The following is a 12,432-nucleotide window of genomic DNA, read 5'->3' as shown; positions in this document are numbered from 1 at the left end:
CTATCCCATTTTCTTGAGCAGCCAGGAGAATTGACCCCCGCCGCGCGATGTCATGCCTTCGATTACCAGCTGCTCGGTCGCATGCGGACGGCCCTCGCCATCGACCCACAGGCTGTCCTCGCAGCCGAGCTTCACGTCCTTGGCTCCAGCGGCATCCCCGCGCAAGCGGAATTGCCACAGGCGGCCATCGGGGGTCAGCAGGCTCGCGCCGCGACCGTCCTCGGAGATGTGCGCTTCGACACCGCGCCCGAGATGGAACCGGATTGCAAAGCCGATCTTGCCGCGCTTGCCCTTGCGCGAGACGGGCAGGAGAATGTCCTCACCCGCAAGCTCGCTGCCGTCGCCGCGCAAAGTGAGCACGCGCTGGTGCGTCAGGCCGAACCGCGCGGCGTAGCCGTCATGGCTCGCTTCCACCCGTGTCGCATCGCGTTCGGATGTGCCGTTGGAGCGTTTGATGATGCGGCTGTCGACCTCGACCGTTTCGGCGCCTTTGCCGAGCTTCCCGTGGAGCAGCACCGCTGTCGAATTGGCGTTGTCGAGCACGAGTGTCGAATGAGCAGCGGTCGCGCGCAGGCTCTGCCCGATCCGCGCAGGCACCTGCCCACCAGCCAGCGCCGCGCCGCCGCAATTGACGATGAGGCGCGCCGGCCCATCGGACATTTCGAATGCCAGCGTCGATGCGCACCCGGTACGCACGTGCCGGGCTCGCGGCGGCGGAGCGGCATCGAACTGCACCACGGTCTCGCCCCCGCGCAACCGGTGGAAGCCCCAGTGCTGCACGTCCGCCAGAGGCCGGGTGCGAATTCCGGTCGCCGCGAGCAGCGCCGCCACACGGTCGGCTGCGATTGCGCCCTGCCCCTGCCAGTTGCCCAGCCCACCGTCGCGGTGCCGGAGCGAAAGCAGAGGCGGGACCAGCAATTCGCGCATGACGAAAAGCGCCTGTGGAATCTCTACTTCGGCCGCTTCGTAACAGGCGATGAGATCGGTGATGAGCGCAATGGCCTGCATCTGCGCCTCGGGACAGCGCGAAAGCACGCCGCCGTCTTCGCCGACAAGATCGCCCAGCGTCTTGATCAGCGCGCTCTCGCCGTAGAGACGGCGCGGACGTCCTTCGGGAAGGAGCAATCCGGCGGCGGTCACCGCGGCCAGACCCGCAACCTGCCCAAACCCTGCCCCGTCGCGCGGCGCCTTGCGGTCGAGCCAGGCGGCGGTTTCTCCGATGGCCTTGAGAAGCCTGGGCTTCAGCTTCTCGTCTTGTCCGGAAAGCACCAGCGGCGCGTGTACCAGCCACGCCATAAGGCGCAGGCCGGTGTGCTCGACTTCCCAGGCCACACCCTTGGCAGGCGAAGGATTGGCAGCGAGCCATGTTCCGGTAATCCGTTCGGCGACGCCGATGCAATCCTCGCGCGGTGCGCTCGCAGCAAGATCGCGCAGCCACGAGAAGCTGTGCACCACCCGCTCGAGACCCCGGCTCAGACGCGTGCCTCCATCGAAATCGAGCTGCGCGATCGGCAATTTGGCCCCGTGGACGAGGAAGTGCCCCGCCCGCAGCGCCGTCCCTGCGGCTCGATCGCCGGAAAGGGGGCTTTCGACCGTGGCGGTGACCCTGATCGCAGGCGGGCGGCGGAATGGCGCGGCTAGCGCGTGCCCCGGCACGCCCATCTTGTAGGCCATCCGGATCAGCGTCTCGCCCGCGCCCGAACGCGGTGCGATCACATCGGTCAGCGCTAGGGCGCGGGAAGGCTCTACATTATCGTTCGCCTGCTCGGCTTCCTGTTCGACTTCGCGCTGCGGCTCGTCGGTGCCGGTTAGCGGCAGCGCCCCTTGCCCGGACGGAGCCCCGTGCAGTTCCTCGGCCCGTTCCTCATCATGCTCGCGGAACAGGCTCGCCATCATCCCTCTCCCTTGAGCGCGGCGATATTGGCGGCGTATTGCCCTGGCCCGCCCTTGAAAGTGGCCGAACCCGCGACGAGCACGTCGGCGCCCGCCTCGATGCATTGCTTTGCCGTTTCGGGATTGACCCCGCCATCGACTTCGAGGTGGATCGGGCGTCCCTCTTTCTCGATCATGGCACGGATGCGGCGGATCTTCTCAAGCTGGGAGGGGATGAAACTCTGCCCACCGAAACCGGGATTGACGCTCATCACCAGTATGAGGTCGACGAGGTCCATGAGGTTATCCAGCACCTCGACCGGGGTGCCGGGGTTGAGCACTACGCCGGCTTTCTTGCCCAGCCCGCGGATCGCCTGCAGCGTGCGATGGATATGCGGCCCCGCTTCGGGATGAACGGTGATGATGTCCGCGCCCGCCTCGGCAAAGGCTTCTAGATAGGGATCGACCGGCGCAATCATCAGGTGGACATCGAACGGCTTTTGTGTGTGCGGCCGCAGCGCCTTCACCACCGCCGGGCCGATGGTGATATTGGGCACGTAATGCCCATCCATCACATCGACATGGATCCAGTCGGCCCCCGCCGTGTCGATCGCGCGCACTTCCTCGCCCAACTTCGAAAAGTCGGCGGACAGGATCGAGGGAGAGATGAGAGGTGTCGGCATGGCATGAAGCGCGCCCTTTCTCGCGCTTGCCCCCCGCATTACTTCAGCGGCGAATCGCGCCACAAGTTCAGCTTAACCCTTTTCCACCGCGTAACAGCCCGATTTCCGGCCAATTCAGGTGGAATTAAGAGCCGCGATGGCAATACGGCGCACAGATCGGCGATGTGCGCCTTGCGCCGTCCGCCAGGTAACGAGCACGAATTCAAGGTTTGGGTACGACAACATGAAGGCAATCGCATTGGGACTGAGCGCGCTTGCGCTTGGGGCGTCGCTCGCCGTCGCACCGACCTCCGCCGCGCAATCGGGCTATGCCAAAGTCATCACCAATGACATGAGCCGCTGCGCCCCCGGCAATGGGCCGGCGGTCAGGCTGCGCATAACCGGCCTGCGCTCGGGCAGCGGAAATCTGTTTGTGCGCACCTATTACGCCAAGCGCGGCGACTGGTTGAAGAGCAAGCGCTACCTCACTCGTATAGATGCCAAGCCGCGTGCAGGCGCGATGACGGTCTGCGTGCCGGTCCCCGCCGCTGGTCGCTATGCCATCGCCGTGCAGCATGACGAGAACGGCAACCGCGAAATGGACGTCTCGACCGATGGCGCGGGCATGTCGAACAATCCCAGGATCGGTTCGTTCCTTGGCATTCCGCGTCCGCCTTCGGTCGACAAGGCCGCTTTTACCGTCAATGGCGGAGTGACGCGATTGAACATCGCGATGCGCTATCGCGACTAGCGGCCGGCCCGCGGCGGCGCTAACCTGCCGCCCATGCTGACATCCGATATCCTCGATTCCGCCCGCGTGCTCGCGCCCGATATCGTGGCGCTGCGCCGCGCGATCCATGCCGAGCCCGAACTCGGGCTCCAAACACCGATGACGATGGCCAAGGTGCGCGAGGCGCTTGCCGACCTGCCCCTCACTTGGAAATCGGGGTCTTCGACCACTGGCGAGGTGGCCACGCTTTCCGGCGGCAAGGCGGGCGAGGGAAGCCCCATCGTCTTGCTGCGCGGCGACATGGACGCGCTGCCGATGGACGAGAAGACCGGCCTCGATTTTGCCTCGACTATTCCGGGCCGGATGCACGCTTGTGGTCACGACACGCACACCGCGATGCTGGTCGGCGCGGCGCGGCTGCTTGCCGAGCGCCGCGACGAGCTCGCCGGCTCGGTACAGTTCATGTTCCAGCCCGGCGAGGAAGGCTATCACGGTGCGCGCTTCATGCTTGACGATGGAGTGATCGACCCGCTGCCCGATGCCGCCTTCGCGCTCCATATCATGCCCAATGCGCCATTCGGGGTTCTCGCCGGACGCGCAGGCCCGCTGATGGCCGCTGCCGACCAGTTTACGATTACGGTCAGGGGCAAGGGCGGTCATGCCTCGATGCCGCACGATTGCGCCGATCCCGTCCCTGCCGCCGCAGCGATCGTGGGTGCGTTGCAGGCGATGGTCACCCGCCGTTTCAAGGCGACGAATGCCGTCGTCGTCACCGTCACCCAGATCCACGGCGGCACAGCTCACAACGTGATCCCCGACGACGTGATGCTCGGAGGCACGATCCGCACGCTCTCGGCTGATCATCGTGAGAAGGCCCACACCCTCATCGTTGAAACCGCGAAACAAACCGCCGCAGCCTATGGCGTCGAGGCGGAAGTCGAACTCGAGCTCGGCTTCCCCGTGACGGTGTGTGACCCGCGCGCGGTATCGCTGGGAGAAAAGGTCGCAAAGCAGCTCGGCGGCGAGGGCGGATGGCGCGACCTTGCCGATCCGATCATGGGGGCGGAGGACTTTTCCTACCTGCTCGAGAAGGTGCCCGGCGCGATGTTCTTCCTTGGCGTTGCGCCTGAGGGAGAGGACTGGACGCAGTGCTGCGCGATCCACAGCCCGCGCATGCATGTCGATGAAGGCGCGCTCCCCCACGGTGCTGCGATGCTGGCCGGCTGCGCGCTCGAATACCTCGAGAACGGCTTCGGTTAACCAGGCCCGTCCTCAACTTCATCGATGAGAATGCGGTGCGCCGCCCCATCAAGGTCTTCGTATTGACCGTTTCTCATCGCCCAGAAGAACGCAGCGAGCCCTGCCGCGCCCATGATGAGCGCTATCGGAATGAGGATGGCGAGGACGGTCATCGGCTCGCCACCTGTGCTGCCCGCGAGAGGCGCAACGAGTTGGCGACCACGACCAGCGAACTCACCGACATGGCAATCGCGGCGATCAGCGGGGTGACATAGCCGAACAGCGCGAGCGGCACGGCGAGCACATTGTAGCCGATGGCGAAGGCGAAATTCTGTCGCACGATCCGCATCGTCTTGCGCGCCACCCTGACAGCCAATGCGACCGGCATCAGCGTCTCGCCAATGAATACCGCGTCCGCCGCCTGCTGGCTTGCATCGCTCGCGGTGCCGGGCGCGATCGAGGCGTGGGCGGCGGCAAGAGCGGGGCCATCGTTCAAGCCGTCGCCGATCATCAGCGGGCGGTGCCCGGCAGCCTTGAGCTCTTCGAGCCGGGCGAGCTTTTCCTGCGGGGTGACCGCTGCCTCGCCTTCGATGCCAAGTTCGTCCGCGACGGCGCGCACGGCTTCTTTCCGGTCGCCCGAGAGAATGCTCGACCGGATCCCCAGCGCATCGAGTTCACGTATGGTCTGCGCGCAATCGGGTCGCAGCGGATCGCTGAATCTCAGCGTCAGGCAGTGGCTCCCGATGCGCAGGTTTGTCGCAAGGTCGACCGAAGCCGAAGAGGCACGGTCGAGCGCGACCGCAACCCCATGCCAGCGTCCGGTGAGCCCTTTGCCGCTCAACTCCTCGACATCGGTTATGTCTGCCGGTTCCACGCCCTCTTGCCTCAAAGCGCGCACGAGCCCACGGCTCAGAGGATGCCGGCTGTTCTGCGCGAGGCCAAGCGCGACCGCGCGCGCATCTTCGTCGAGGCCGGAAATGTCCGGACGAGGTTCGCCCAGTGTCAGCGTACCGGTCTTGTCGAAAAGAGCCGTGTCCACCTCGGCCAGACGTTCGAGCGCGCTCCCGTCCTTCACGAGCAGTCCGCGTTTGAGCAAAGCGCCGGAAGCGACGACCTGCGCTGCCGGGACGGCGAGGCCGATGGCGCAAGGGCAGGTGATGATAAGCACCGCGATCGCAATCACGAGCGACTGGTGCCAGCCCGCACCCGCGATCATCCAGCCGGCAAAGGCCAGCGCTGCGAGTGAGTGGACGGCGGGAGCATACAGACGCGCCGCACGGTCGGCGATACGGACATAGGCGCTGCGCGACTGCCCGGCCTCGTCCATCAGGCGCGCGATATCGGCGAGCACCGTGTCATCCGCCGTCCGCGTCAGGCGAACACGGATCGGCGCGGCGATGTTGATTGCACCCGCATGCACCTCGCTCCCGACCCCGACGGGTTCGGGTGTGGTCTCACCGGTCAGCATCGAGTTATCGATCGCGCTTGTACCGTGCTCGATCTCGCCATCGGCTGCGAGTGCCTCCCCCGCCGCGACAAGCACCAGCATACCGGGTTCGAGCTCGCTTGCCTTTACCCGCCTTGTCGATCCATCGGGCGCGATCACGCTCGCGCTCTTGCCCATCCGTCCCAGCAAAGCGCCGATTCCGGCGCGCGTTCGCCCGCGCATCGTCGCATCGAGCGCGCGGCCCGCAAGAAGGAAAAAGAGCAGCATGACAGCGCTCTCGAAATAGGCGTGCTCGCCGCCGGTCAGGGTTTCAAAGATGCTGAGCCCTGTTGCGAGCAGCACTCCGATGGAAATCGGCACGTCCATATTGGTGCGGCGATACTTGAGCGCCATCCAGGCAGACGAGAAGAAGGGCTGTCCCGCATAGGCGATCACTGGCAATGCTATTGCGCCCGAGATCCAGTGGAACATCTGCCTGGTCGCGCCTTCGGCGCCAGACCACACGCTCACCGAAAGCAGCATGATGTTCATCATCCCGAAGCCCGCGACGGCGAGCGCCCGCATCAGCCGCTTTCGTTCCCTGTCTTCGAAACCGAGCGGGTTTTCTTCGACCGGCTGGGCTTCGAAGCCCAGATGCAGCAGCGCATCGACCAGTTGCTCGGATTTTACCGAAGGATCGTGTTCAATTGCGACCCTCTTGGCCGAAAAGTTCACTCGCGCGGCGCTTACACCCTCCACCTTGGGCAATTCGCGTTCGATCTTGGCGATACAGCCGGCGCAGCGCATTCCGGGCACGGTAAAGCGCGAGGAGACGAGGGACTCTCCTGCGGCCTGGGGAGGGATGTGGACCGCGTTCATCGCAGCTCGCTTTCTCCGGTCCATACATCGCCGCCCGCTTCGATGCGGAGCCGGATGATCCAGCGGCCTGGCGTGACTGGCTCTGTCGACCGATAACGCCCGTCGCCGGACGAGGTGAACGCAAGGCTTGCATATTCACGCTCACCGATAGGGCGGCGCAGTTCGGCCTCCACCCGCGCCTCACCCGGCAGATTTGCCGCCTCGACCACGACGAAGCCGCTTTCGTCGCGCACGGTTTCAACCTTCCAGCCGAGAGCGCGCGATTTCTCCGCTTCGTCGAGCCAGCCATTGAATTTCTGGCTGGCGACGTAGGAGTTTTCGACCACCACACCGTGAAATCCGCTGGTGGCGAGGCTCGCCATGAAGAAGTTCACTGCCACGACGATGCCGAATCCGATGACGAGCACGGCCGCCATGTGCTTGCCGGTGAATTTCGGGTGCGAGGCGTTGTCGGTCATGGTTCATTCTCGGGGCTGGAGAAGCTGGTCTGGGCAGTGTCCTGCTCGCCTTGCTCGTCGAGCGACGTAAGCCGGAACGAGAAGCTGTCGGCGGAGACGCCGTTCGGTACGGTGACATAGGCGCGCACCACGCGGGTCTCGTTGGCGGGGACAGTCACGCGCTGGCTTTCAGCCGCGCTCTCGCGCCCGATGCGATCGGTCCACATGACCGCTCCTTGGGGAAGGCCGACAAGCGCGATCTCCATGTCGCGCGGACGCGCCTCCATGTTTCTGAGGCGCAATGTGTATGCGTTGCGCACCGATCCATCCTTCATCAGCATGTAGGGCGGATTGCGATCGGGCGAGACAGTGAGGTCGGTGTGCGAACGGGTGCCGAGCGCGAACAGCATCGCAACGCCGATCGCCGCCCAGATGCCGAAGTAAATGAATGTGCGTGGCCGCAGCAGCGCCTTCCACGCGGGCGTCGGTGGCTTGCCGGCCATTTCCGCCTCGCATTGTTCAAGAGTCGCGTAATCGATCAGGCCGCGCGGCCTCCCGATTTCCTTCATCACCTTGTCGCAGGCGTCGATGCACAGCGCGCAGGTGATGCAACCGATCTGCTGACCCTCGCGGATATCGATGCCGGTGGGACATACCGCGACGCATTGCAGGCAATCGATGCAATCGCCGTCAGCGCCGGGGTTTTTCTTTGCTTTCTTGAGGCTGCCCCGCGGCTCGCCTCGCCAGTGTTTGTAGGTGACGATCAGCGATTTCTCGTCGAGCATTGCCCCCTGGATGCGCGGCCAGGGGCACATGTAGATGCACACCTGCTCGCGCATGAAACCGCCGAGCCAGAACGTCGTGAAGGTAAGGATGCCCACGGTGGCATAGGCAACGGGCGAAGCCTCGAGCGCGAAGAAATCGCGCACGAGCGTCGGCGCATCGGCGAAATAGAGGATCCATGCACCGCCGGTCAGCAGGCTGATGAGGAGATAGATCGACCATTTGAAAAGCCGCCGCGCGATCTTCGCCGGACCCCAGGGCGCCTTGTCGAGCCGGATGCGAGCATTGCGATCCCCGTCGACGAAGCGGTCGACATGCTGGAACAGGTCGGTCCACACCGTTTGCGGGCAGGCATAGCCGCACCATGCGCGCCCCACCGCGCTGGTGACGAGGAACAGGCCGATCCCCGCCATGATGAGCAGGCCGGCGACGAAGTAGAATTCGTGCGGCCAGATCTCGATGTCGAACATGTAGAACCGGCGGTTCGCCAGATCGACCAGCACCGCCTGGTCGGGCGCGTAGGGCCCGCGATCCCAGCGCAGCCACGGCGTCACGTAATAGATCGTCAGCGTGACAACCATGATCGCCCATTTCAGCCGGCGAAACGGTCCGTCGATCCGCTTGTTGTGGACCGCTTTGCGCTTCTCGTAGAGCTTGGGCGGCGGGGTGCTCGGATCGCTCAGGCGCTTTGCGGCGATGGGATCGGCACCCTCCGAGGGGAGCGCAGCGGCCCAATCGCGCTCTTTCACATTTCCGACAGCGGCGGCAGTTGGCTCAGAGACGCTCATCGTCTCCGCCCTCAGGTGCCTCGGCAACGGCTTCGGCATCGGATGCGACCTCCTCGGTCCCCTCCTCCGCAGATTCGCCGCCGCCGCGCGAATGGACATAGGCCGCGAGCATCTTGATCGTGACCGGATCGAGCTTATCGCTCCAGCCCGGCATCACGCCATGGCGCGGATTCAGGATTTGTGCGCGGATATTCGCCGCTTCGCCGCCATACAGCCAGATCGCGTCATTGAGAGCGGGCGCGCCCTGCAACTGATCGCCCGAACCGTCGGGCTGGTGGCAAGCAGCGCAATTCTGCGCGAAAAGCTGCACCCCTTCCGTGCTGCTCTGGCCCTTGCCGCTCAGCGAAAGGACGTGGTTCACCAGCGCATCGACCTGCGGTTTTTCGAGCGCGCCTTCGAAGGGCGGCATGTAGGCCTGGCGCGTCTGCCGCGAGCCTCCCCAGCGGATACCGTGCGTGAGCGTGTATTCGATCTCCGCAAGTTCGCCGCCCCAGATCCAGTCATCGTCGTTGAGGTTGGGGTAGCCGTATTGCTCGTAACCCGCCGCGCCCGCGCCGTGGCACTGGACGCAGTGCTGCTTGAATGCCGCCGCGCCGCCGGCGATGGCCTGGCCCATCAGTTCGGGGTTGGCGGGCAGCTTGGTGATGTCGGTCGCGGCGATTTGTTCGTAAACGCTGCGGCGCGCGAGATCGGCGGCGCTCATCTCTTCGGCGAGTTCGCCGCGGCTCGACCAGCCAAGCACGCCTTCGGTCGCACGTTCAACAAGCGGCCAGGCGGGATAGAGCACGACATAAACCAGGCTCCACGCGATCGTTGCGTAGAAGGTCCAGAGCCACCAGCGCGGCAGGGGGGTGTTGAGCTCCTCGATCCCGTCCCATTCATGGCCGACGAGTTCGGTGCCGGTGGGCTCATCGATCCGGGCATTTTCGCGCGACTTGTCAGACATGATCGTCTTCCTTGAAAATCGAGTGCTTGGCCCGCTCCACGCCTTCGCGCGAGCCGGGGAGGAAGTGCCAGCCGCACAGCAGAAGGTAGAGGCAGAAGATCACCACCAACCCGTAGCTGTCGGCGAAGTGGCGCAATGTCTCGTAAAAGCTCATCGGCCCTTCTCCTCGGCGAGTTCGGCCTGAGCGGCGGCGCTTTCGACATCGACCAGCGTTCCGAGCATCTGGAGATAGGCGATGAGCGCGTCCATTTCGGTCACGCGGTTCGGATCACCGTCGAAATCGCGCACCTGCGCCTTGGGATAACGCTCTTCGAGGTCGCCCGCGTCGAGATCGGGATCGGCCTGGGCGTAAAGGTCGGAGTTCGCCTGCTCGATATCGATGTCCTCATAGGGAACGCCGACACGGCGCAGCGCGGTCAGATTGGCCGACATGTCGGCGACCTTGAGCGAAGTATCCGCAAGGAACGCGTAGCTCGGCATGATGCTTTGCGGCACGACGCTCTGCGGATCCTTCAAATGCTGGACGTGCCACTCATCCGAATAGCGCCCGCCAACGCGCGCGAGGTCCGGCCCGGTGCGCTTCGATCCCCACTGGAACGGGTGGTCATACATGCTCTCTGCGGCGAGCGAATAGTGGCCATAGCGTTCCACTTCGTCGCGGAATGGCCGGATCATCTGGCTGTGGCAGGTATAGCAGCCTTCGCGGATGTAGATATCGCGCCCCGCCTGTTCGAGCGGGGTGTAGGGCCGCATGCCCTCCACTTCCTCGATCGTGTTGTCGATCCAGAACAACGGTGCGATTTCCACGACGCCGCCGATCGCAACGGTCACGAATGTCGCGGCGGCGAGCAGCGTGACGTTTTTTTCGAGTTTCTTGTGGCCCTCGAAGGTGCCCTTGTCTGGTGAGTTCTTGCTCATCGCTTGAGGCTCCTATTCGGCCGGTATGGCCTGTGGCGGAAGGGGGCGGTCGGAGGCTTCATCGTGCGCGGTTGCGCTCATCGGCGCCTCCTCGCGCACGCGCCCGGCGATGGTCATCCAGATATTGAAGACCATGATGAGCGCGCCCGAGAGATAAAGGAGGCCGCCGAAAGCGCGCATCAGGTACATCGGGTGGAGCGCCTCTACGGTGTCGACGAAGCTGTTCACGAGGTACCCGTCGGAACCATATTCGCGCCACATCAGGCCTTGGGTGATTCCGGCGACCCACATGCTGGCCGCGTAGAAAACGATGCCGAGCGTCGCGAGCCAGAAGTGCCAGTTGATCATGCGCAGCGAATAGAGGCGCTCCTTCTTCCAGAGCTTGGGCACGAGGAAGTAGACGCAGGCGAAGGTGATCATGCCGTTCCAGCCCAGCGCGCCGGAGTGAACGTGACCGATAGTCCAGTCGGTGTAGTGCGAGAGGCTGTTCACCGCCTTGATCGACAGCATCGGCCCTTCGAACGTGCTCATCCCGTAGAATGCGAGCGCCAGCACCATCATGCGGATGATCGGATCGGTGCGGACCTTGTCCCATGCGCCGTTCAGGGTCATCAGCCCATTGATCATGCCGCCCCAGCTCGGCATCCACAGCATCACCGAAAACACCATGCCGAGCGTCTGCGCCCAGTCGGGCAGCGCGGTGTAGTGGAGGTGGTGCGGTCCGGCCCAGATATAGAGGAAGATCAGCGACCAGAAGTGGATGATCGACAGGCGGTAGGAATAGACCGGCCGGTTCGCCTGCTTCGGCACGAAGTAATACATCATCGCGAGGAAGCCTGCGGTGAGGAAGAAGCCGACGGCATTGTGGCCGTACCACCACTGCGTGAGCGCATCCTGCACACCGGCAAAGGCGCTATAGCTGCGCGACCCGAGCAGGCTCACCGGGACAGCGAGATTGTTGACCACGTGCAACATCGCGACGGTCACGATGAAGGCGAGGTAGAACCAGTTGGCGACATAGATATGCGGCTCGTGCCGGCGCAGCAGCGTGCCGACAAAAACCGCAAGGTAGGCGAGCCACACGATCGTCAGCCACAAATCGACATACCATTCAGGCTCGGCATATTCGCGCGACTGGGTGATCCCGAGCAGGTAGCCGGTCGCCGCGAGAACGATAAAGAGCTGGTAACCCCAGAACACGAACCGGGCGAGCGTCGGAAAGGCGAGCGTGGTGCGGCAGGTGCGCTGCACTACGTAGAAGCTGGTGGCGAGCAGGGCATTGCCGCCAAACGCGAAAATCACCGCCGATGTATGCAGCGGCCTGACGCGGCCGAAATTGAGGTAGGGTTCGATATTGAGCGCCGGAAACGCCATCTGCAAGGCGATGAAAAGCCCCGCGAGCAGCCCAGCAATCCCCCAGAACATCGTCGCGATCACGCCCCAGCGGATCACGTCGTCATCGTATTTCGATGGCCCCGGAGGCATCTTGAAGATGCTCTGAGCCTTCGCGAGCGGATCGTAGCTGCGCAGCGTTGCGACGATAATCAGGAACGCGGCAATGGCGACAATCGCCATATGAACGGCGAAACCGCCATCCTGCGCGAGCGCGATTGCGACAATGGCTGCGGCAAGCACCAGTGCCCAGATGCCCGCCCTTCCGACGACTGATTCCATGATTCGTGGCCCCTTTCCTAGGACACCCCGATTGCCCACGATCGGATCGCGGGTAATTGATCGAGATCAATTGGGCGT

12 protein-coding genes are annotated in these 12,432 nt (G+C 64.2%); 2 read left to right on the top strand and 10 right to left on the bottom strand.

Annotated features, from left to right (window positions below):
* Together FIU90_RS02835 and rpe are read right to left on the bottom strand one after the other, a co-directional pair.
* Entirely contained in the window at positions 1-1,893 is a 1,893-nt protein-coding gene (locus tag FIU90_RS02835; RefSeq protein WP_234029603.1) for a heparinase II/III family protein, read from the bottom strand.
* Positions 1,893-2,555: a ribulose-phosphate 3-epimerase gene (gene rpe / locus FIU90_RS02830; protein WP_152433401.1), complete on the bottom strand. Its 663-nt coding sequence runs from the start codon at positions 2,553-2,555 to the stop codon at positions 1,893-1,895. The genes FIU90_RS02835 and rpe overlap by 1 nt, the downstream gene beginning before the upstream one ends.
* Before the next feature lie 223 nt (positions 2,556-2,778).
* Between rpe and FIU90_RS02825 the strand changes: the two genes are divergently transcribed.
* Together FIU90_RS02825 and FIU90_RS02820 are read left to right on the top strand one after the other, a co-directional pair.
* Positions 2,779-3,285 carry a DUF2141 domain-containing protein gene (locus FIU90_RS02825; protein ID WP_152433400.1) on the top strand — a complete coding sequence of 169 codons (507 nt, stop codon included), beginning with the start codon at positions 2,779-2,781 and terminating at the stop codon, positions 3,283-3,285.
* Between the two features lie 33 nt (positions 3,286-3,318).
* Positions 3,319-4,524 carry a M20 family metallopeptidase gene (locus FIU90_RS02820; RefSeq protein WP_172970166.1) on the top strand — a complete coding sequence of 402 codons (1,206 nt, stop codon included), beginning with the start codon at positions 3,319-3,321 and terminating at the stop codon, positions 4,522-4,524.
* On the opposite strand, the gene ccoS is transcribed toward FIU90_RS02820, so the two are convergent.
* The 8 genes from ccoS to ccoN are packed head-to-tail and all read right to left on the bottom strand — an operon-like array spanning position 4,521 to position 12,354.
* Positions 4,521-4,676 carry a cbb3-type cytochrome oxidase assembly protein CcoS gene (gene ccoS / locus FIU90_RS02815; protein WP_152433398.1) on the bottom strand — a complete coding sequence of 52 codons (156 nt, stop codon included), beginning with the start codon at positions 4,674-4,676 and terminating at the stop codon, positions 4,521-4,523. The genes FIU90_RS02820 and ccoS overlap by 4 nt on opposite strands.
* Entirely contained in the window at positions 4,673-6,808 is a 2,136-nt protein-coding gene (locus tag FIU90_RS02810; RefSeq protein ID WP_152433397.1) for a heavy metal translocating P-type ATPase, read from the bottom strand. The genes ccoS and FIU90_RS02810 overlap by 4 nt, the downstream gene beginning before the upstream one ends.
* A complete protein-coding gene (locus tag FIU90_RS02805) occupies positions 6,805-7,266 on the bottom strand; it encodes a FixH family protein (protein WP_152433396.1) in 462 nt (153 codons plus the stop codon). The genes FIU90_RS02810 and FIU90_RS02805 overlap by 4 nt, the downstream gene beginning before the upstream one ends.
* On the bottom strand, positions 7,263-8,816 hold the full coding sequence (gene ccoG / locus FIU90_RS02800; protein WP_152433395.1) for a cytochrome c oxidase accessory protein CcoG: 1,554 nt from the start codon (positions 8,814-8,816) through the stop codon (positions 7,263-7,265). Before ccoG ends, FIU90_RS02805 begins: the two co-directional genes overlap by 4 nt.
* Positions 8,803-9,762 (bottom strand): cytochrome-c oxidase, cbb3-type subunit III, encoded by a 960-nt coding sequence (gene ccoP / locus FIU90_RS02795; RefSeq protein WP_152433394.1) that lies wholly within the window; start codon positions 9,760-9,762, stop codon positions 8,803-8,805. The genes ccoG and ccoP overlap by 14 nt, the downstream gene beginning before the upstream one ends.
* Complete coding sequence (locus FIU90_RS02790) at positions 9,755-9,916, bottom strand: cbb3-type cytochrome c oxidase subunit 3 (RefSeq protein ID WP_152433393.1); 162 nt, start codon at positions 9,914-9,916, stop codon at positions 9,755-9,757. Before FIU90_RS02790 ends, ccoP begins: the two co-directional genes overlap by 8 nt.
* Positions 9,913-10,680: a cytochrome-c oxidase, cbb3-type subunit II gene (gene ccoO, locus FIU90_RS02785; protein WP_152433392.1), complete on the bottom strand. Its 768-nt coding sequence runs from the start codon at positions 10,678-10,680 to the stop codon at positions 9,913-9,915. The genes FIU90_RS02790 and ccoO overlap by 4 nt, the downstream gene beginning before the upstream one ends.
* 12 nt (positions 10,681-10,692) lie before the next feature.
* The gene (gene ccoN, locus FIU90_RS02780) at positions 10,693-12,354 is read right to left on the bottom strand and encodes a cytochrome-c oxidase, cbb3-type subunit I (protein ID WP_152433391.1); all 1,662 of its coding nucleotides are present in this window, start codon (positions 12,352-12,354) and stop codon (positions 10,693-10,695) included.
* Positions 12,355-12,432 lie beyond the last annotated feature (78 nt).

Source organism: Erythrobacter sp. THAF29 (assembly GCF_009363635.1).
In the GTDB taxonomy this organism is placed as follows: Bacteria; Pseudomonadota; Alphaproteobacteria; order Sphingomonadales; family Sphingomonadaceae; genus Erythrobacter.
Note: the sequence above shows the minus strand (reverse complement) of the source record. Positions and strands in the feature narration are given on the sequence as shown.